The organism is Phascolarctobacterium faecium, from assembly GCF_003945365.1.
Lineage (GTDB): Bacteria > Bacillota > Negativicutes > Acidaminococcales > Acidaminococcaceae > Phascolarctobacterium > Phascolarctobacterium faecium.
In genome coordinates this window covers 1,171,597-1,191,378 of the sequence record NZ_AP019004.1, presented here as the reverse complement: position 1 = coordinate 1,191,378, position 19,782 = coordinate 1,171,597, and the positions used below count along the sequence as shown (strand labels likewise).

The following is a 19,782-nucleotide window of genomic DNA, read 5'->3' as shown; positions in this document are numbered from 1 at the left end:
TATTACTGCCATCGCCTTAATGTCACTGTATTTTACTTCATTCAAGCCGTTGATTGATATGCCATCATCTGTCCTTCTATTATTTTTATACCCTTCCAGTTACATAAATCTTTTATTATCTCCTTTATATCCTCTCGTAATTCATTGCAAATCATCTTTCTCATATATTTTGTGATAAAAACTATATGCTACTTGCATACCCACTTACTATGTGCTAAACATTCTGCCATAAGTTACTACCTCTTTCCTGTTATTTTGTAGGCTTGAACACTCTACATTATAACTTTGGTAATACCTTTGATTAAGCTTTCCCCCCGCATAGCGAGTGTTTTTTTATTTCTACCTTCGGTCTCAACAGTCTTAAGACATAATAAAAACTGGCGCCTTCAAGCGCCAGTTTCCAAAACCATATTTTATTATTCAATCTTCCACTATTCCCTGCTGTAAGCTCCGTCCCAAACGATACGACGATAATTTTCTTTATCAGTATCGCCTTCGGTATTGAAGCACAACACCACCGAGTTTTCGTCCAGCTGCAAGGCCTGTTTCAGATCACTTAAGCGCTCGTCGCGCATGGCTTCTGCCACCAGTCCCACGGTCGCCGCACCGCTTTCACCTGCACTGACTTTCGTATCACCCGCCAGCGGATTTCCCAAAATACGCATTCCCTGAGCAGCGGTATAATCAGGACAGCTGATAAAACCATCGCTCAAATTTCCAAGTATTTCCCAAGCAATACTGTTTGGCTCTCCACAGGCCAGTCCAGCCATAATCGTCTCAAGACGGCCTGTTACACTATGCAAGCTGCCGTCATTTGCCGCGGCTGTCTGATAAAGGCAATCGGCCCCTTTGGGTTCAACTATAAAAGTCAGCGGGCAGGAACTGCCATAAATATCAGCAAAAAATCCCTGTACAGAACCTGCCAAAGAGCCGACCCCGGCCTGCAAAAAGATATGCGTAGGCTTGACCGGCAGCTGCTCATACGCTTCCAAAGCCATTGTCATATAGCCCTGCATGATCCACAGAGGTATCCTTGTATACCCATCCCAAGCTGTATCCTGTACAATGATCCAGCCGTTTTTCTGTGCCAGCTCACTGGTATATCGTACTGTATCGTCATAGTTCATATCTGTGATTTCGGCCTGCGCACCTTCGGCACGAATATTGGCCAGACGTTCTGCCGCAGAGCCCTGAGGCATATAAACTATAGCCTGCTGCTTCAATCTGTTGGCTGTCCAGGCAACACCACGCCCATGATTACCGTCAGTAGTTGTAATAAATGTTTTGCTCCCCAACAAACTGAGCACCTCATCTGAGACCAGACGCATATAAGGTAAATCATCTATATCTTCACCTAATTCATTAGCGATATAACTACCAATAGCAAAACTGCCGCCCAGAACTTTAAAAGCATTGAGTCCAAAGCGATAGGATTCATCTTTGACAAAAAGGTTTTTGATACCCAAATGCTGCGCCAGACTGGTAAGTTCTATCAGCGGTGTTGGACTATACTCTTTGAAACTGCTGTGAAAACTCCGCACTCGACGTGCCTGCTGCTCAGTAAAAACTTCCGTTTTCGCTGCAATTTTCCGGTTGCGCTCACGCAGCACCCACTTAAACCTTGCTTTTTCCATAGTTTCCTCCCTGCACATCAGTTAACATTATAAAAAATGCCGCGACAGAAGTTACCATCACGACATTCTCATCATTTAACCAATATCAAATTCTGCCGCTCCGGCAGCCTATAATATGCAAACACAAATAGCAGTATTTATTCACCAAAAAGCCTTTATAATTATGTCGACTTCCTCCGGAAAATTCTGCATTCCTGTTCACCGCAGCACCTTCAGCTTGCAGCAAACGATACCTGATCTAGAACATTATGTCGCCGGGTTCATAATCAACGGTCGTTTTGACAAAGGCCAATTCGTTGCAATACGGATATTGCGGGCAATATACACATTCTTTCCAAACCTTCTGCGGGAGCTTTTCTTTCGCCGTTTCGATATAATCACATTTTGCAAAAAATCCCGGCTGATAAGTAAGGGTAAAGAACATCTTCACTCCGCGTTCAATGCCTTCAGCTTCCAGCAGTTCAACCATTTTTCGTCCAATTCCCTGTGTTTTACGTTCAGGATCAACAGCTAAAGAACGAATCTCAGCCAGACGATCCCAAACAAAGTGCAGTGCGCCGCAGCCAATCACATGATTGTTCTCAACGGCCACCACGTAATCGCGCAGATTTTCATAGATGGAATTACGCGAACGCGGCAGCATCAGGCCTTCGGCAGCATAATCATTGAGCAGTTTATGAAGCTTCTCTACATCATCAAAAGTAGCAGAGCGATAAATAACCATGGGCGCACTCCTTTCATTTTGTATTTTCTCAATATTACCATTATTGAGCCGTAAACACAATATATTTTTATAAACGTTTTTTTAGCAAGTCGGCAGCCGCTGTCAAAGCAATAAGCATAGCCGACGGTCTTGGCGGACAGCCTGGCACAGCTATGTCTACCGGCAATACTTTATCCAATGCACCGACAATAGCATAGGTAGACCCATACGTTCCTCCGCTGGCAGCACAGGCACCACAGGCCATTACCAGCTTCGGTTCTTCCATTGCTTCATAAGTCATTTGCACTGCCTGCGCCAAATTACGTGTTACCACGCCTGTAACCATTATCATATCAGCATGTCGCGGTGAAGCCACAAAAGCAATACCAAAACGATGCAGATCATACAGCGGATTACTCAACGCACCCATTTCAAAATCGCAGGCATTACAGCTGCCGGCATCCAAATGCCGTACATGCAGTGAACGCCCCAGCTTGGCCCTGATCTCTCGTTCTATGGTCATCTGTACATCTGTCAATATCTCCGGCAAAGTATCAATATCAGTATGCAGCAGCGCACCTGCAGCACACGCTTCTACACATTTACCGCAAAAAAGGCAGCGTTTATAATCCAATACTGGTTTGCCATCACACAGCGCAACAGCACCAGTCGGGCAAACAGCCGCACATTTTGCACAGCCATTACAGTCAGTTCCACAAGTCAGTTGTCCCCGCATTCTTGGAGCACCGCTGGTCGTTACATCTTCTGTTGTTATCTTATTCGCCAAAATCCCCTGTAACAATTTAAGCATTATTGTTCCTCCCTAACGATCCAGACAGGCATAGCATAATTCAAAGCTTTTATTGATCAGCGGAAAATCCGGAATAATATCTCCCTGCACAGCTATGGTAAGCGCCGGCCAGTTAGGATAGGAAGCTGAACGGATAAATAATCTTTCGATACATCCGTCTGCATCCAGCATCAGCCAATGCAGATTACTGCCACGTGCTGATTCGCTGATCCCCCAGCTGCCAGTCAGAATTTTATACGCCAGTTCACCGCAATGCAGCTGCGAATCGTCTTGCTGCAACAGCTTCAATGCTTTTCTAATCAAAGTGATCGATTCGGCAACCTCACCCATCCGTACCTGCAGCCTGGCATAGACATCGCCGTCGGTTTTCGTAATTACATTAAAAGGCAATTCGGCATATAAACCATATGGCAGATCCCTGCGGCAATCACAGTCCACACCCGAAGCTCTGGCTCCAACTCCGACCAGCGCCAGGTCAAGCGCTACATTTTTACTGATAATACCAGTAGTTTTAGCACGATTCAAAAATCCGTCCTGCTCGGCAATGATCTGCACAATATCGTTGTATTCATTTTCAACTTTAGTTAAAGCAACTGTTAGTTCAGTGCATAAAGACTCAGTTAAATCATATTTTACACCGCCCGGAACTATCAGGCCACGCAGAAAACGATTGCCGGCTATCGCCTCATTACAGCGCAGCAGTATTTCCTTCAAGCGGCTGCCCATACTGATAACAGGCGCAAATCCGACTCCGGCACACATATTACCTGTATCGCCGATGTGATTATAAAGACGTTCCAACTCTGCAGCTATTGTACGGATAAGCCAGGCTCGTCTGGGTACATTCTGACCGGACAGCTTTTCCAGTGCCTGACAATACGACAAGGTATTGGCCACAGAACAGGCACCGCAAATCCGTTCTACAATCAGCAGTGCTTCCTCTGGAGTTTTACCTTCTACTGCTTTTTCGATTCCCCGATGAGTAAAAAACAACTTGGCATCTAACTGCAGAATAGCTTCACCGGCCTGGCTGAATCGAAAATGCCCCGGTTCAATAATACCTGCATGAATAGGACCGACAGGTACTTCGAACAGCCCATCGCCGTGCGAAACAGCCATTTCATACTTTCGCTCTCCACGCACATCAGCATCAATATCAACACATTTGCGCAGCGGATGAAAATCTTCAGGATAAGTTTCATGCAAAACCAACGGCCGCAGATCCGGATGATCATCCGGTATAAACCCGAACATATCATGCAGTTCACGTTCATACCAGGCAGCAGCCGGTAAAACAGGTGTTAATGCTGGATAATGAAGATCACTGCCTGCATCAAATTCAGCCTTTAAGATATCTATATCATGCTTTTCTTTATTTTCAAACAGACAGTAAACAGCATACCCGCCGCCGAAGCTGGTTTCATCGGCCCCGAACATTGCTGTCAGCGGATGCCTGCCACCGCGTGAACAAATATTAGCAGCCCCCCGCAGGCCTTCTGGTTTAACCTTCATCAAAATTGACCGCCTCCTACTATCCGTACCGCCTGAGCCAGCAGTTTTTCCAAATAAGGTATTTCACCGATTCCGGCACCTATGATGACGCTGCCTAAAAGCAGCGCTGCCAGAAACGGCGTATCCGCATGCTCAAGCAAGTCTCCGACAGGCTTTCGTTTAGCTTTATCACACAGCATTCGTAAGGCATGGTACAAAATACCGATCAGTATCCCGGCAAGCAGAACAATGATCACTATACCCAACAGATAGTGCCCGCTTAAAAACAAACTGTATAAAATATAAAATTTACTAAAAAACAAACCCAACGGCGGCATACCTAAAATTCCAATAATACCCAGAAGCCAAAACGTCGCAGTATGAGGTACATCACCGATCATTCCATGAATACGCATCATATTTTTAGTCTGATATTCCTGCACTATAGTACCAGCTATATAGAACAATACAAATTTGATCAGTGCATGATTAAACATATGCACTAAGGTCGCGCCAATAGAAAGCTGACTGAAAACACCGATACCCGCTATCATCAGACCTATATTTTCCATTGAGGAATAAGCCAGCATACGCTTGATGTCGCGCTGCACTACTACAAACGGTACAGCTACAGCAATGGTCAGTGCCGCAAATGCCAGGCACAGCGTACTGATAAATTCTACACCTACAGTCGGTATCACAACTACTATGTTACGCAGCAATACATAAATAGCGCAGGTACATAAAGCTCCGGATAAAAGGCCGCTGGTCAGAGACGGAGCTTCTGAATAAGCATCAGGCAGCCATGTATGCATCGGAGCCATACCGATTTTAGTACCATAACCAATAAAAATAAATAAAAAAGCCAGCTTTGTCAGCGACGGGTTAAGAAGTTCTGCATGTTCGGTCAGCCACAGCCAGCTCAAAGCCTTTTCAGCCCCAAGTGCCGAAATCTGCGCATAATACAGGATCATTGTTCCCAAAAGTGCCAGACAAATACCAACAGTACAAACCATCACATATTTCCAGGTCGCTTCCAGAGCACTGCGGGTAAATTTAAATGATACCAGAAAAGCAGACACCAACGTTGTCGCCTCGATAGCGACCCACATCAATCCCAGATTTTTTACCATCAGTACCAGAAACATAGTCCAAACAAACATCTGGAACAAAGCATAATAACGGCCAATCAAACCAGGCGTACGGCTAAGATAGCCACGGCTGTGCTCGCGCAGCAGATATGACTTGGAAACCCATGCTGCCGCTACATATAAAGCTGTAATGATCAGTATTACCCAGACATTAAGCGCGTCCAGATAAACATATTCACTGTTAAAAGGCTGTGTTGGCGTAAAACTCTGTGCTAAAAGAATAACTGCAACGCCTACAGCAGCAGCAGTCAAGCGATTAAGCCAGTGCAGCAAACTGCCGCTGCCTAAAACGCCGCTGATAGCTAAAGCCGCACAAACCACCGGCAAAGCAAAAATTATATAAATCAGCTCCAGCATCCCGTCACCCCTTCAGCTTTCTCAACACATTGGTATCTGTCGTCATAAACGACAAACGCAGCCGGTTAGTCAGTATTACCAGTACCATGACAGCAATCAGCACGTCCAAAAAGATACCCATTTCTATAACCAGAGGCAGACCTTCCGTCATCGCCATCCCTAAAAGGTAAATACCATTTTCCATTGTTATCAAGCCTACCATCTGCATAATAGCTCGGCTGCGCATAACGATCAACGTCAGACCAGTCAAAATCATTACGATGGAAAGCGCCAGAATATCGCGACCTTCCACTCCGGGCAGCATTTTATCAACAATAAGATAACTCAGAACCAGAAAAACTGCACTTGCGGAAGTTGAATAATTAACATTGATCTCTGAAATGAGCTCACGCTCATCAGCCAGCTTACTGACAAGCCGCAGCATTGCATAAGGCACTAAAAGGACTTTTACGATAATTGTCAGCAATCCCGGAGCATAAATATGAATACCCTCGCCATGCGCAATACCGGAAATAAAGCAGGCAAGAGCAATAACAGCCGATTGAACACTAAGGCAGATGATTGCCCGGCGCAGGTCCATAATACGGGTCTGCAAAAAGACAACGAACAATAAGACGATTACCAAAAAATTCATCATACCCCTCCTTACTGCGCTACAATTGCCAGCAGCAGTAAAATACCGGCTGCGGCCAGATATACGCGAACTTTGAACAGACGCATTTTATTCTTCAGAGTTTCCATAACACTTACCGCTGTCGCTGCCAAGAGCACTTTCACTGCCAACGGCAGTGAAAGCGGCAGATACAACAACGCAAACAAGACCAAAAATACTAATATTTTCAGCATGCTTGCCAAATGGATCACTGCCAGCAACCGTCCGGAATATTCAAGGAGCATACACTCGTGAATCATTGTCAGTTCCAAATGCGTATCAGGATTATCGACAGGAATTCTTCCATTCTCAGCCAGCAGCAGGCAAAAGAAAGCAATACATGTCAGCACGCTGGCTACGCTTAAATAAACCGCCTGAAAATCAAGCGCCATTCCCGCTAAAGTTGTGCTGCCACTGCGCAGCGCATTCACCAGTACAGCCAGCAAAATTACAGGTTCTGCTAAAACAGAAATATAAATTTCACGGGATCCACCCATGCCGCCAAACGCCGTAGCCGTATCCAGAGACGATAAAGTCATAAAAAAGCGCCCCAGCGTTAGAACACCAATAAAAACAAAAACATCTCCAAAACTGAATTGAATTCCAAAAAAGTTAGGCAGCATCGCCGCTGCCACTACTACACTGGCAAAATATACCAGCGGCGCAATAATAAAAACCAGACTGGTATAAGGCGTAAGTATTGTAGGCTTCTGCCACCATTTATAAAGATCGAAATATTCCTGGAAAATACTGGAACCGATACGATTCTGCAGCAAGGATTTCACTTTTTTTATGATACCGGCAACTAAAGGAGCGCTGCACAAAAGCAGCAACACTTGTGCCAGCATCCAGCCCAAATCATAAATATGCATAGCCATTTACATCGCCCCCCAAATCAAAACCAAAAGCATAGCCACCATTACATAACTGATATACAGACGTACGCTACCCTGCTGAATACGACGCAGAAAAGAAGCAGACCAGACCATATAGTGCTGAATCGGTACATATAGCTTTTCTGTAAACTGATCCGGGATCGATAATTTATATTCCAGCTGCCGCCCAAAATACGGATTGCCCTTTTTCAGATAGGTTGCCGTTCGCTTTGGCTTCAGCAAAAAATCAAAAGCCCGGCGGAGCGGCTTGGAAAAACCAGTAGCTGAATATTGCTGGCGCGCTGTAGGATAAGTACCGCAGTTCCAAGTAACTTCACGATGAACAAAGCTTTTATCGCCGCAGGTCATAAGGGCCACAGCCAGTAAAACAACCGACAATACTATCAATAGCAGTAACGGTGCATAAACTGCATAACTTCCGCTGCCAAACCACCAAACCTTCTGCATATCTGCAAAACTGCGCCAAAGAGTTTGCTGGTTCTGCACTGCCGTTTGCAGCACAGCGACTACCGGCCCCGGGACAATACCAAGCAGCAATACCAATATTGCCGCCAACCCCATTCCCAAACGCATCGACCAATCGCTTTCGTGAGCACGTTCTACGAGCCTGCTTCGATTCCGTCCCAAAAAAACTACTCCATAAAGACGCACAAAGCAACCAACTGCTAAAGCACTTGCTAAACCGAACAGAACAAAAGCCAGTGCTCCTAAAAGCCGCAGCCCCTGTCCTTCACTGCTGCCGGCCAAAGTAACAAAACTCTGCAGTGCGAGCCACTCCCCCACAAAACCACCTGTCAGAGGCAGGGCAGACAAGCCCATCGAACCTACCAGTGTAAAAACCGCAGTCCATGGCATCAATTTACCCAAGCCACCCATTTTTTCAATATCCTTACTATCGGTAGCATGCATTACAGCCCCTGCCGACATAAACAACAGTGATTTCATCACCGAGTGGTTCAAGGAATGTACAACAGCGGCCAAAAAACCAATTAATGCATAGTCATGCCGTGGCGTTGTCATAAGTACCATCCCACAACCAAAAGCTCCGAAAATAATCCCCATATTTTCTACAGATGAATATGCTAAGATCCTTTTGATGTCTTTTTCCATCTGTGCATATAAAGCACCCAAAACTGCTGATAGCAGACCTACCACCAGCACAAAAGCCCCCCACCAGAATTCCATCGGGCCAAGAAACTGAAAAACAAAACGTCCGAAACCATATAAGGCTATTTTCAGCATAACGCCGCTCATCAGCGCCGAAACATGACTTGGTGCAGCAGGATGCGCATTAGGCAGCCACACATGCAGCGGCAATAACCCCGCTTTTAATGCAAAACCGGCAAAAGCAGTGATAAACGCCGCATTACGAACATTATCACTCAACACTCCCTGACCGAGCACAGCAAAATCTAAAGACCCTGCCTGACTGCCTATCATCAAAAAAGCAATCATGATTGCCGCTGTTCCGATATGGGTCATAACCAAATATTGATACGCTGCATTATGTGCAGCTTTTTTTTCAGCTTCGTGGTTGACCAGCAGAAAGCTTACTACGGCCATCAGCTCCCAAGCCAGTAAAAAACTGAAAACATCAGCAGCCAGTAAAACCAGCACCATAGAAAGCAAAAATGCATTCCAGAGTCCGCCCAAAAGTCTCAGCCTTTTACCCAGATAGCTTTTAGCATAACCCCAAGCATAAATGCTCGTCACTGTTCCTGCCAAGCCCGTAATCAATAAAAAAACTGCGCTCCACCGATCAGCATTGAAAGTAAAAAATGCCCAGCTGCCGCTCAGCAGGCTCCCACTTCCCTGCATCAGATAAGCCGCAGACTGATACAGCAGAGCTCCGCTGCCAAATACTGCTGCCAAAACCGCACAGTAATGTGCCGCCATCTCCATTTTTTTAGGAAACAGTGCCGTAGCGGCACCCATACCATACACAGCAAGAGTTATATATATAAGTTCCATTCCCATCTACCTCACATTCAAAACTCATAAAAGCTCATAAAAAAACGTATATATTATACCACATTCTTCATAATTTAGCACTCATAAATATTAACAAACCCTTGTAAAATCTACGTTAATACAAAAAAATCCTATTTGCATACGCAAATAGGATTTTTGTAGATTTTATAAAATTTTCTGTATACGACTATAAACCCGCAAAGCATTGCTGTAAAAAAATGCTTCCTGATGTTCTTCCGGGATCAGTTGACGCATTATCGCTATATAATCAGGAATATTGATTAACGGCCAATCACTGCCATACATCAATTTGTCCCAGCGGTTCATATAACGCAGCCACATACCCAAATAATCAAAATAACCCTGATTCTGCCTATAAAAATGCGGCCCCGGTATTCCTTCCAGTAAACCGGACAGATCTACAGCTACATTATCATTTTTCGTAGCCACCTCAGTTGCGTCAAGCAGCCATGGATTTCCGCAGTGACAGATAACAAACTGCACGTCCGGGAAATCAGCAGCTACCTCATCCACCGTCAACGGGTGGGCATAACGCAGTTTAGCAGCAGGCGTTGCTGTATCGCCTGTATGCACTGCCACAGGCACATTATAATGCCGGGCCAATTCAAACAGCGGATAATGACGTTCATCATAAATAAATACAGGCCGGTAACCTGGATAAAACTTTATGCCCAGACAATGAGGATCACTCAGATAGTGCTCAAATTCCTGAGCTGTTTTTTCAGCATTTGCCAGTGTAATATCTTCACTTTTGACGCCTAAACAATACCCCATTGAAAGAGGCTGGTTATAATTTTTCTCATCAAAAGGACCACTTAGATTAATCAGTCTCGGTGTACTGCCGCCGTAACGACTGGGCGCATCTTCAGAATTACCCATCGCCACAGCAAAAACAATATTATTCTCTTGGCATATCTGCTGCCAACAAGCCGCAGTATTTTCATGTCCTGCATTTTCTGCGACCTCATAAAACTTGTCTATATCATAATAATGCATATGCGCGTCAATGATTTTCATAAAATGCACCTTCTTTCATACAATTCCATTATAACACCTTTGACGATAGCCGATGCAGTTTTATTATTTACGAAAAAACAGCCCTTATTTATAAAGGGCTGTTAAAAAATCATTTATCAGGCTCTTAATTTAGCTTTATATTCTTCTCCTACTTTATCAACTACATTTTTAATTACCGTATCTATCTCCGTATCAGTCAAGGTACGATCACCGGCCTGGAAAGTAAGATTAAAGGCCATGGATTTACAGCCGTCTGCTACCTGCTTACCGGTATACACATCAAACACCTTTGCATCAGTCAAAAGCTCGCCTGCATTAGCGCGAATCACGCCTTCAAGCTCGCGCATACTTACTTCCAACGGTACAACGACAGCTATATCACGCGAAGTACCGGGGAATTTAGGCAGATGTTTATATTTAGGCACCTTAACAGCAGCAGCGACCAAAGGTTCGATTGCCAGCTCCAGAACATAGGTTTCACTGCTCAGTTCAAAGTTAGCAGCAACCGTGGGATGCACTTCACCGAAATAACCAATCAGCTCTCCCTGATATTCGATTGCGCAGCTCTTTCCCGGATGCAGATATGGCTGTGTTGCCAGTATCAGCTTGTAATCAGTGACCTGTAATTTGCTCAAAAGCCCTTCTACGACACCTTTCATATCATAAAAGTCTACATTATCTTTTCCCTCAGTCCAGTTTAACACATTACGTTTACCGCTCATTGCAGCGCACAATACACGCTTTTCAACCGGGAACTCTGTCAAAGGCAGCGCTTTCGGCAGATAAGTGCGCCCGACTTCAAAAATTTTGACACTTTCACTTTGACGTGCCAAATTATAAGCAACTGTACTTAAAATACTTGGTACTAAAGTAGTGCGCATAACTTTGAATTCATCGCTGATAGGATTCATTACTTCAATAAACCGACGGCGTTCATCATCTGCAGGTAATTCCAGCTTGTCAAAAGAACATGGATGGATAAAACTGTAAGTCATAACCTCACTCAGTCCGACCGAAGCCAAATAATCCTCCACACTATCGAGTACGTCCTCAATCACATCCTGACGCCCCTGTACCAAAGGCAGAGCAGGCATATGTGAGGCAATCTTGTCATACGAATGCATACGCGCGATCTCTTCACTGATATCAGCATCACAGGTCACATCATAACGCCAGCTGGGCGCTGTAACGACCAGATCTTCTCCTTCCTCATGTACTTCGAACTGAAGCTTCTGCAGAATAGAAATCATTTCCCCTGTCTCTATCTCTACACCAATGCGGGTATTGATAGCAGACGGATTAACTTTAACAACAGCCGGCTGCGCCTCAGTCGGATAAGCTTCTACGATACCGCAGACAGTCTCGCAGGCACCCATCTGTTCCAGCAAATGTGCTGCACGATTAAGCGCATTATGAGTCAGCACGGTATCAACACCGCGCTCGAAGCGCCCTGACGCTTCGCTGCGTAATCCCAATGCTTTCGAAGTACGGCGAATCGAAGGTCCGTTAAAAGTAGCGGCCTCTAACATAACATTTACGGTATCGGCAGTAACTTCTGTTTCCAAACCACCCATAACACCGCCCAGGCCTACCGCATGTTCAGTATCAGCAATAGTGATCATGCTGGAATCAAGACTCCGCTCCTGATTATCCAGCGTCACCAGCTTCTCACCTTCAGCAGCACGCCGAACGATCAGCGTATGTCCACTGACCCTGTCATAATCATAGGCATGCATCGGTTGCCCTAATTCAAGCATTACATAGTTAGTCACGTCGACAACATTACTGATGGGACGCATACCGCAGGCACGCAGATGTTTCTGCATCCACTCCGGCGACTGACCGATTTTAATATTTTTCAATATCCGCACAGCAAAACGACTGCACAGATCCGCCGCCTGCACATCTACTTTCGCCATTTCGGCAGCATTGCCGCCGGCAGTTTCCTGTACGCTCATATCTGGCATTCTGAATTCCGTACCCAAAACAGCAGCAGCTTCACGTGCCAGACCAATGATATTTGTACAATCACCGCGGTTGGCGGTCAGGTCAATATCCAACACCACGTCATCCAGTCCCAAAACCTTTTTTATATCTACGCCAATCGGTGTATCCGGCGGCAGGATGAAAATACCATTGCGCTGTTCCGGCAGCAAAAGCTTAGCATCAATGCCCAGCTCTTCAGCGCTGCACAACATTCCAAAAGAATCAAGTCCGCGCATTTTTGCTTTTTTAAGCTTCATCCCACTGGGAAGCTGCGACCCAACAACTGCAACCGGTACGATATCGTCTTGATGGACATTTTGCGCACCAGTCAGAATCTGTACGATCTCACCGCTGCCGTAATCCATCATACAAATCCACAAATGATCAGAATTAGGATGCCGCTCAATCTGTGTTACTTTGCCGGTAACAACGCCTTCCAACCCCGCTCCCAGATAGTTCACACTTTCAACTTCCAAACCTACGCGTGTCAGTTTTTCAGCCAACTCTTCAGGAGTGACATTAATATCAACATATTTTTTTAACCAGTCAATAGATGCTAACATAATCTTCCTCCTTATTTGAACTGGCGGATAAACCGCAAATCATTTTCAAAGAATAAGCGCAGATCGTCAATGCCGTATTTAAGCATAGCGATGCGTTCAACACCCATTCCAAAAGCATAACCATTAATTTTATCCGGATCGTAACCGCTCATCCGCAGCACATTGGGATGAACCATACCTGAACCCAAAATCTCGAGCCAGCCTGAATTCTTGCAGACGCGGCAGCCTTTGCCGCCACAGATAACGCAGGAAATATCTACTTCGGCACTTGGTTCCGTAAAGGGGAAATAACTGGGACGCAAGCGTATCTCCACACTGCCGCCGAACATCTCTTTACAAAAGGTTTCCAGCGTCCCCTTTAAATCAGCAAGGCTGATATTTTCACCAAGTACCAAACCTTCTACCTGATGAAACATCGGAGAATGAGTAGCATCATAATCGTTGCGGTAAACTGTTCCAGGGGCGATCATCCTGATCGGTGTGTCAGGCTCACAGGCCTGCATTGTACGAGCCTGCACAGGTGAAGTCTGGGTACGCAGCAAAAATTTTTCAGTAATATAAAATGTATCCTGCATATCCCGTGCCGGATGATCCTGTGGCAGGTTCAAAGCTTCAAAGTTATAATAATCGCTTTCTATCTCAGGGCCTTCCATGACATCAAACCCCATCCGCATAAAAATCTTTTTGATCTCGCGCAGTGTCAGTGTCACCGGATGCAGATGCCCGCAGTTTTGTGTGCGTCCAGGCAAAGTAATGTCCACTTTTTCATTTGCCAGCCTTGCTTTTAAGGACTCTGCTTCTAAAACCTCGGTTTTGGCATTGATAGCCGTTTCCAAGGCGCTTTTTACTTCGTTGACGATTTGTCCGATTTTCGGTCTTTCTTCTGCCGGCAGTGCGCCCATACCGCGCAGAATTTCTGTCATCGGGCCTTTTTTACCCAAATATTTGATGCGCAAATCTTTGAGTTCGTCTGGAGTCGTTACTGCTCCCAGCTCTGCCAGCGCTTGTTCCTTAAGTGCCTGCAATTCTTCTCTCATATTCTTCCTCCTATAAAAAAATAAAACTCCCGCCCCTGGTAAGGGGCGAAAGTTATGCTTCCGCGGTACCACCCTAATTTGTACTCTGCTGTCTTAACGCGACTGACGTTGCGCCTACAAACCAAAGCCTTCAGCGCAAACACTCACGAGTGAACTTCCGCTTTAGTGTATCGCAAGGCTTGCAGCCGTGGCCTCGCTCTCTGTGTCGCACGTCTGGCGTACTCTCTCGGTCATAGTGTCGAAAAAATGGGGCGTATTCAATTAACGTTACTTATTTTATCACAACTTGCCTTTACCTGCAAGCCGTTGCCGCAGACATTCAAACATAACGATTCCAGCTGCCACAGCAGCATTCAACGATTCGGCCTGCCCTTCCATCGGGATAAAAACTTTTTTTACGGCTGCTTCCAGCAAGCCGTCTGAAACACCCTCTGCTTCGCTGCCGACAACAACTGCTACCGGGCCCTGTAAATCTGTTTGATATAAACTGTCTGCATTTTCCAGGCAAGTTACCGTTATTTCATAACCGTTCTTACGTGCCCAGCTGATAAAGTCTGCTTCGCATATACCTTCAGCTACCGGTATATGCAGCAGTGATCCCATTGTAGAACGTACTGCTTTCGGTGCAAAAATATCAGTACAGCCAGCCAGTAGTACTACGCCGCTGATACCTGCCGCATCAGCAGTACGAATCATCGTTCCCAGATTACCAGGATCGCCGATGCGGTCTAATACGAGCACAATACCACCGGCTGCAGCCAGTTCCTCTAAGGCCGCACTTTGTTTGGCAACAACGGCAGTCAGAGCCTGCGGCGTTTCTGTGTCGGCAATTTTTTTCATTACAGGTTCGGTAACCTCATACAATTCAACTCCTTCTGCCGCAGCCGCTGCTATAATAGCGGCCTGCCTTGCCGAAGCAGTTTTAGTTCCTTTAAGCACAAAAAGCTGTTTCACTATACCACAGTTTACAGCTTCCTCCACCGATCGCATTCCCTCCACTAAAAAAGCCTGCTGTTCTGTCCGATATTTTTTTTGTTTCAGCTCTGCGGCAGCTTTAACGATTGGATTACTTACGCTGCTCAGTTCTTTCATCAGACCACTTCCTCCAGTGCTTTAATATTACTATGCTCACCGATAATGATCATTTCATCGCCGAGGTTAAGTACCATTTTGGGATCGGGATTGACCAGAGTTTCACTGCCATGCTTAATCGCCACGATATTGACATTATAGCGGCTGCGCAGATTGGATTCGATCAGGTTTTTCCCTGCCAGACTTGGCGGCACAGTGATACTCATCAAGCTGATGGTATCAGACAGTTCGATATAATCGACGATACTGTTGGAAATAAGGTTATGCGCTACACGCTGCCCCATATCACGTTCCGAATAAACGATCTTATCAGCGCCGATTTTTTTGAGCATTTTTCCATGAACCTGATTGATAGCTTTAACGACAACCACAGGAACACCAATTTCCTTAAGCAGTAAGGTCGTAAGCATATTCGCTTCCAAATCCCCGATCGCCACGACTGCCACATCAAAATTCTGAGCGCCCAAAGAACGCAGCGTACGTTCATCAGAAGAATCTGCCGTTACAACATGAGTCAGCTCATGTGCCAGACGCTGAACATTATCTTCATCAGTATCAACACCCATGACCTGATAACCAAGTTCGTTAAGTGTCAATGCTACACTCGTACCAAAACGCCCTAACCCGAAAACAGCATATTGTTTTTCACGTTGTTTTTTAATCATTATCGTTACCGCCTTTAACCAATCATAATATTTTCCGAAGGATATCTGATCTTATCATCTTTAGAATGAAGGAAGGATAAAACAAAGGTCAGCACGCCGATACGTCCGGCATACATAGTCAAAACCAGAATCAGTTTGCCCCAGTCGTTCCAGTCTGGCGTAATCCCAACTCCCAGACCAACAGTCGCAAATGCAGAAACCACTTCAAATAAAACGTAATCCGCCCGATGCAGCCCACCATCGCAGATCAGGAGCAAAAAATACGCTCCAAGCATCCACAACAGGCAAACTGTAAAAACATTATAAGCTTTATCGACTGTTTCCGAAGCTATCCTCCTGTCAAACAGCACCGTATCACGCCTGCCATGCAGAAGTCCCCACGTCGATACCAGCAGAACGAGCACAGTTGTCGTTTTCATACCACCGCCAGTAGACGTCGGCGAAGCACCGATCCCCATTAAAAGAACCATAAAAAACAGAGAACTGGCCCGCATATCAGTCAAATCGATCGTATTAAACCCGGCAGTGCGGCAGGTAACCGCCTGAAAAGCAGCCGCCATCCATTTGTCCAATTCGTTGGGCATGCCGCCAAGAGTAGCCGGATTCGTATATTCCAAAGCCAAGATCACCAGCGTACCGCCAAAAGTCAGGATCGCGCTGGCCGTCAGCACTATTTTACTGTGCAAACGCAGCTTCTTCCATTTCCGGTTACGACGCAGATCATCCAAAACCGTAAAACCAATACCACCGATGGTTATCAGCGCCATAATACACAAATTCAGAGTTATATCGTTATAATGCCCTGTCAGACTGGCATAATCTCCAAACAAGTCAAACCCGGCATTGCAAAAAGCCGATATAGCATGCCAGTAACCCCAGGCAATACCTGTAAGCCCCATGTCCAAAGCAGAATAAAAATGCCAGGCCAGAATAGTCCCAAAAATAAATTCGATCGTCAAAGCGTATTTAACAACATTTAACGACAACCGTACTACCCCGGAAGGTTCATTCAGATTAAGCGATTCCTGAATAAACAGCCTTTCTCTCAGATTGATCCTTTTACCAACCGCCACGCTCAGTAAGGTGGTCAGAGTCATAATGCCCAACCCACCGATCTGGATGAGAACGATCATCACTAATTTTCCAAACCAGGAAAAATAATGCCCTGTATCTACAACAACAAGTCCTGTTACGCATGAAGTAGAGGTCGCTGTAAACAAAGCGTCGATAAAACGCATACTACTGCCGTCAGCACTGGCCATTGGCAGCATCAACAGCAGTGAACCGCATAAGATAAGCATGGCAAAAGTAAACGCCACCATCTGGCTGCCATTCAAACTACGATTAAGCAGCTTTAACCATTTGTGCAATAAATTGATCAAAAACAACAAATTTTTCACCATCCCGACAAAAGCCGCTAAATATTACTTATTGAATATAAATCAAGTTTACTCTCATTACTTTATGCTTGTCAATTTTACTTGCTTACTAAAAGACCGCTTTATTTAATTACAAATCAAATGTGCAGAAATGTAAAAAACAGCGTCATCAAAATAATACTGAGCACAATAGTTATGGAATTAGCAAAACCGGCCAGTTCCACATTACCGCCCATTCTGGCAATAAAGATCGGGCCGATAGCCGTAGAAGGCGCCAAAAAAACCAGCGTCAGTACTTCCTTGACCTCTGCACTCAGCGGCACATGATAAAAACACAGCCATGCCAGGGCAATTCCAAAAACATAACGGTACAGCACTACCTCTCTCACTTGCTTCAGCTTATCTAAATCCAACGTCATTTCAAACATCATTCCGATCATCAGCATCGATAAAAAAGTATTGGCACCGCCGATAAGACCAGTAAGAGTATAAACAGGCTGAGGTAAATGCAGCTGTAGTACCGCACAGACCAACATCAGCATATAAACAACAAAAGGCACAGATCCAAGAAGTTTAGCAGCTATACTGCGCAGATTCACAGGCTCGTATTTTTCACCTGTATGCACCAGCCCACTGGTCAGAGCATAAGTTCCGCCAGTACACATAATCGAATTACCCACATCAAACATACAAGTAGCTACTACAGCGAAAGGGCCCAAAAAGCTTTGTGCAAACGGTAAAGTAAAACAGCCGATATTATAACCGGCCAGATTAAATACGTAAAAAATCTTTGCCGCATTCGTCTGATAACGCGTCAATATAAATCCCCAGGCAATCATCAGCAAATTTCCACAAAAACCGATCAGAGTCAATATAAACAGCGTATAATCCATTTTAAAAGCTGCAAAGCTGGTAATAACGGCACATGGCAGCGTAATATTTAAGACTATTTTGGCAATAAGTTCATAGTCATGCGGTTTAAAAAAGCCGCGCTTCTTTAAGAAATAACCTAAGGCAATAACGGCTACAAACGCCAGTGCCTTAGTTAAAACCTGTTCCATATGGTTCCCTCATTTTCATCAAAAGAAATCTTGTCTTTATCTACTGCTTCATAAAAAACTCACCTTAAATTATACTGCTGACGTAAAAATTAAGCAAAATTCTTTTTATCTTAAAAATATTCCTTAAACAAAACTTTGCTTTTACCATTTTGTTTGCTATAATAGTTCACAGAATATACACAAAGGGGGATATCAATGTTTAAAAAATCTAAAATAATAGTAGGTGCGGCTCTTTTAGCCGTATCAGTACTGAGCTTTACTCTGCCACAGCAGGCTGAAGCCATCAACCTTGGCAGTATTGCCGGCAAAGCCGTAGGCGCCGCCAAGGAACAGCAGGAAATCAACAAGGCACTGAATTATTATGATAACGAAGGCCGCCATGAGCTGTTCGAAGCCCTGAAACAGGAAGACGGCGTCAACAGCGATTATAATGCCAATGCCATGCTTGGCCGCATTATGCAGCGTATGACCCCGGCCATCGCCAAAAGCGACGCAACCATCAATAGTAAACCATATAATTATTTCGTTAATAATCAGGAATTTTTCAATGCTTACTGTGCATTAGGGCACAATATGTCCGTAAATATCGGCGCTTTCTGGTTCCTGGACTACAATGAAGATAAACTGGCGGCCGTTATCGCCCATGAGCTTGTACACGGTCAGAAAGAACATCCAATCAAAGGCGCAAAGAAAAAGATGTCCGTTGACTTCGTGATGAAAACTGTAGGCTCTGAAATCGGCGGTGCTAACGGTCTGGCAGCACAAGTAGTAGCAGTCCATGCCAAAAACACCGGCGTTACCAAACCCAACGAATGGGAAGCTGACAATATCGCCTTCACTTATATGGCTGATGCCGGTTATAATGTAGGCGCTCCTGCAGCTGTTTGGCAGGCAGTTATCGAAAGCTCCAGCGACAGCTCTAAAAAAGATGTTCTCAGCGACATACTCAACCCGTCTACTCATCCGAAAGACAGCGACCGCCGCAATAATTATTCCAAAAAGCTTACCGAATACAGCAACGGCAAGGTTACTGTTGACGCTAACAGCGGCGAAGTGAAAATTAACGGAAAGACCTTTATGACCCCGGCTGCTGCAGGCAATATGAGCGGTATGCAGCGTTCTTACTTCGTAGCAGGCAATCTTGCAGCGATCTATCATGCAGGTCAGAATACTCAAAATGCCTATGCTGAGGGCGGCACTGTAAAAATCGCAGGCAAAGGTATTATTACTCCTGTTGCCGGTGATATCAGCGCTGGTGAATTAGTTACTATCCTTAATAACATTAAATAACAACT

The 19,782-nt window shown here is 45.1% G+C and carries 17 protein-coding genes; 1 reads left to right on the top strand and 16 read right to left on the bottom strand.

The window, feature by feature from the left end; genetic code table 11:
* Positions 1-41 precede the first annotated feature (41 nt).
* The 16 genes from PFJ30894_RS12105 to PFJ30894_RS05715 form a co-directional block, all read right to left on the bottom strand.
* Complete coding sequence (locus tag PFJ30894_RS12105; RefSeq protein ID WP_167457032.1) at positions 42-155, bottom strand: hypothetical protein; 114 nt, start codon at positions 153-155, stop codon at positions 42-44.
* 276 nt (positions 156-431) lie between these two features.
* On the bottom strand, positions 432-1,634 hold the full coding sequence (gene dpaL, locus PFJ30894_RS05785; RefSeq protein ID WP_125669249.1) for a diaminopropionate ammonia-lyase: 1,203 nt from the start codon (positions 1,632-1,634) through the stop codon (positions 432-434).
* A gap of 238 nt (positions 1,635-1,872) precedes the next feature.
* Positions 1,873-2,358, bottom strand: coding sequence for an N-acetyltransferase (locus tag PFJ30894_RS05780; protein WP_021718868.1), 486 nt, complete (start codon positions 2,356-2,358; stop codon positions 1,873-1,875).
* A 67-nt stretch (positions 2,359-2,425) separates the two neighbouring features.
* Entirely contained in the window at positions 2,426-3,148 is a 723-nt protein-coding gene (nuoB, locus tag PFJ30894_RS05775) for an NADH-quinone oxidoreductase subunit NuoB (RefSeq protein ID WP_021718869.1), read from the bottom strand.
* A gap of 12 nt (positions 3,149-3,160) precedes the next feature.
* Entirely contained in the window at positions 3,161-4,660 is a 1,500-nt protein-coding gene (locus PFJ30894_RS05770; RefSeq protein WP_125669942.1) for a hydrogenase large subunit, read from the bottom strand.
* Positions 4,660-6,147, bottom strand: coding sequence for a proton-conducting transporter transmembrane domain-containing protein (locus PFJ30894_RS05765; RefSeq protein ID WP_021718871.1), 1,488 nt, complete (start codon positions 6,145-6,147; stop codon positions 4,660-4,662). Before PFJ30894_RS05765 ends, PFJ30894_RS05770 begins: the two co-directional genes overlap by 1 nt.
* 4 nt (positions 6,148-6,151) lie before the next feature.
* The gene (locus PFJ30894_RS05760; RefSeq protein ID WP_231997959.1) at positions 6,152-6,784 is read right to left on the bottom strand and encodes a hydrogenase; all 633 of its coding nucleotides are present in this window, start codon (positions 6,782-6,784) and stop codon (positions 6,152-6,154) included.
* Positions 6,785-6,792: 8 nt separating this feature from the next.
* Positions 6,793-7,677: a respiratory chain complex I subunit 1 family protein gene (locus tag PFJ30894_RS05755; protein ID WP_125669248.1), complete on the bottom strand. Its 885-nt coding sequence runs from the start codon at positions 7,675-7,677 to the stop codon at positions 6,793-6,795.
* Entirely contained in the window at positions 7,678-9,666 is a 1,989-nt protein-coding gene (locus tag PFJ30894_RS05750; RefSeq protein ID WP_231997958.1) for a proton-conducting transporter transmembrane domain-containing protein, read from the bottom strand. It lies immediately after the preceding gene.
* A gap of 165 nt (positions 9,667-9,831) precedes the next feature.
* Complete coding sequence (locus PFJ30894_RS05745; protein ID WP_021718875.1) at positions 9,832-10,704, bottom strand: amidohydrolase family protein; 873 nt, start codon at positions 10,702-10,704, stop codon at positions 9,832-9,834.
* Positions 10,705-10,820: 116 nt separating this feature from the next.
* On the bottom strand, positions 10,821-13,253 hold the full coding sequence (gene pheT / locus PFJ30894_RS05740; RefSeq protein ID WP_125669246.1) for a phenylalanine--tRNA ligase subunit beta: 2,433 nt from the start codon (positions 13,251-13,253) through the stop codon (positions 10,821-10,823).
* An 11-nt stretch (positions 13,254-13,264) separates the two neighbouring features.
* Complete coding sequence (gene pheS / locus PFJ30894_RS05735; RefSeq protein WP_021718877.1) at positions 13,265-14,290, bottom strand: phenylalanine--tRNA ligase subunit alpha; 1,026 nt, start codon at positions 14,288-14,290, stop codon at positions 13,265-13,267.
* Positions 14,291-14,569: 279 nt separating this feature from the next.
* Positions 14,570-15,382: a TrmH family RNA methyltransferase gene (locus tag PFJ30894_RS05730; protein ID WP_125669245.1), complete on the bottom strand. Its 813-nt coding sequence runs from the start codon at positions 15,380-15,382 to the stop codon at positions 14,570-14,572.
* Positions 15,382-16,047, bottom strand: coding sequence for a potassium channel family protein (locus PFJ30894_RS05725; RefSeq protein WP_021718879.1), 666 nt, complete (start codon positions 16,045-16,047; stop codon positions 15,382-15,384). Before PFJ30894_RS05725 ends, PFJ30894_RS05730 begins: the two co-directional genes overlap by 1 nt.
* Before the next feature lie 14 nt (positions 16,048-16,061).
* A complete protein-coding gene (locus tag PFJ30894_RS05720) occupies positions 16,062-17,450 on the bottom strand; it encodes a TrkH family potassium uptake protein (protein ID WP_113077209.1) in 1,389 nt (462 codons plus the stop codon).
* Between the two features lie 113 nt (positions 17,451-17,563).
* On the bottom strand, positions 17,564-18,487 hold the full coding sequence (locus PFJ30894_RS05715) for an AEC family transporter (RefSeq protein WP_113077210.1): 924 nt from the start codon (positions 18,485-18,487) through the stop codon (positions 17,564-17,566).
* Between the two features lie 195 nt (positions 18,488-18,682).
* On the opposite strand from PFJ30894_RS05715, the gene PFJ30894_RS05710 reads away from it, so the two are divergent.
* On the top strand, positions 18,683-19,777 hold the full coding sequence (locus tag PFJ30894_RS05710; RefSeq protein ID WP_021718882.1) for a M48 family metallopeptidase: 1,095 nt from the start codon (positions 18,683-18,685) through the stop codon (positions 19,775-19,777).
* Positions 19,778-19,782: the final 5 nt, after the last annotated feature.

What these genes read in the sequence shown, in the direction of transcription:
- PFJ30894_RS12105 (WP_167457032.1), bottom strand. Translation starts at nt 155, where the DNA reads ATGATTTGCAATGAATTACGAGAGGATATAAAGGAGATAATAAAAGAT.
- dpaL (WP_125669249.1), bottom strand. Translation starts at nt 1,634, where the DNA reads ATGGAAAAAGCAAGGTTTAAGTGGGTGCTGCGTGAGCGCAACCGGAAA.
- PFJ30894_RS05780 (WP_021718868.1), bottom strand. Translation starts at nt 2,358, where the DNA reads ATGGTTATTTATCGCTCTGCTACTTTTGATGATGTAGAGAAGCTTCAT.
- nuoB (WP_021718869.1), bottom strand. Translation starts at nt 3,148, where the DNA reads ATGCTTAAATTGTTACAGGGGATTTTGGCGAATAAGATAACAACAGAA.
- PFJ30894_RS05770 (WP_125669942.1), bottom strand. Translation starts at nt 4,660, where the DNA reads ATGAAGGTTAAACCAGAAGGCCTGCGGGGGGCTGCTAATATTTGTTCA.
- PFJ30894_RS05765 (WP_021718871.1), bottom strand. Translation starts at nt 6,147, where the DNA reads ATGCTGGAGCTGATTTATATAATTTTTGCTTTGCCGGTGGTTTGTGCG.
- PFJ30894_RS05760 (WP_231997959.1), bottom strand. Translation starts at nt 6,784, where the DNA reads ATGATGAATTTTTTGGTAATCGTCTTATTGTTCGTTGTCTTTTTGCAG.
- PFJ30894_RS05755 (WP_125669248.1), bottom strand. Translation starts at nt 7,677, where the DNA reads ATGGCTATGCATATTTATGATTTGGGCTGGATGCTGGCACAAGTGTTG.
- PFJ30894_RS05750 (WP_231997958.1), bottom strand. Translation starts at nt 9,666, where the DNA reads ATGGAACTTATATATATAACTCTTGCTGTGTATGGTATGGGTGCCGCT.
- PFJ30894_RS05745 (WP_021718875.1), bottom strand. Translation starts at nt 10,704, where the DNA reads ATGAAAATCATTGACGCGCATATGCATTATTATGATATAGACAAGTTT.
- pheT (WP_125669246.1), bottom strand. Translation starts at nt 13,253, where the DNA reads ATGTTAGCATCTATTGACTGGTTAAAAAAATATGTTGATATTAATGTC.
- pheS (WP_021718877.1), bottom strand. Translation starts at nt 14,290, where the DNA reads ATGAGAGAAGAATTGCAGGCACTTAAGGAACAAGCGCTGGCAGAGCTG.
- PFJ30894_RS05730 (WP_125669245.1), bottom strand. Translation starts at nt 15,382, where the DNA reads ATGAAAGAACTGAGCAGCGTAAGTAATCCAATCGTTAAAGCTGCCGCA.
- PFJ30894_RS05725 (WP_021718879.1), bottom strand. Translation starts at nt 16,047, where the DNA reads ATGATTAAAAAACAACGTGAAAAACAATATGCTGTTTTCGGGTTAGGG.
- PFJ30894_RS05720 (WP_113077209.1), bottom strand. Translation starts at nt 17,450, where the DNA reads ATGGTGAAAAATTTGTTGTTTTTGATCAATTTATTGCACAAATGGTTA.
- PFJ30894_RS05715 (WP_113077210.1), bottom strand. Translation starts at nt 18,487, where the DNA reads ATGGAACAGGTTTTAACTAAGGCACTGGCGTTTGTAGCCGTTATTGCC.
- PFJ30894_RS05710 (WP_021718882.1), top strand. Translation starts at nt 18,683, where the DNA reads ATGTTTAAAAAATCTAAAATAATAGTAGGTGCGGCTCTTTTAGCCGTA.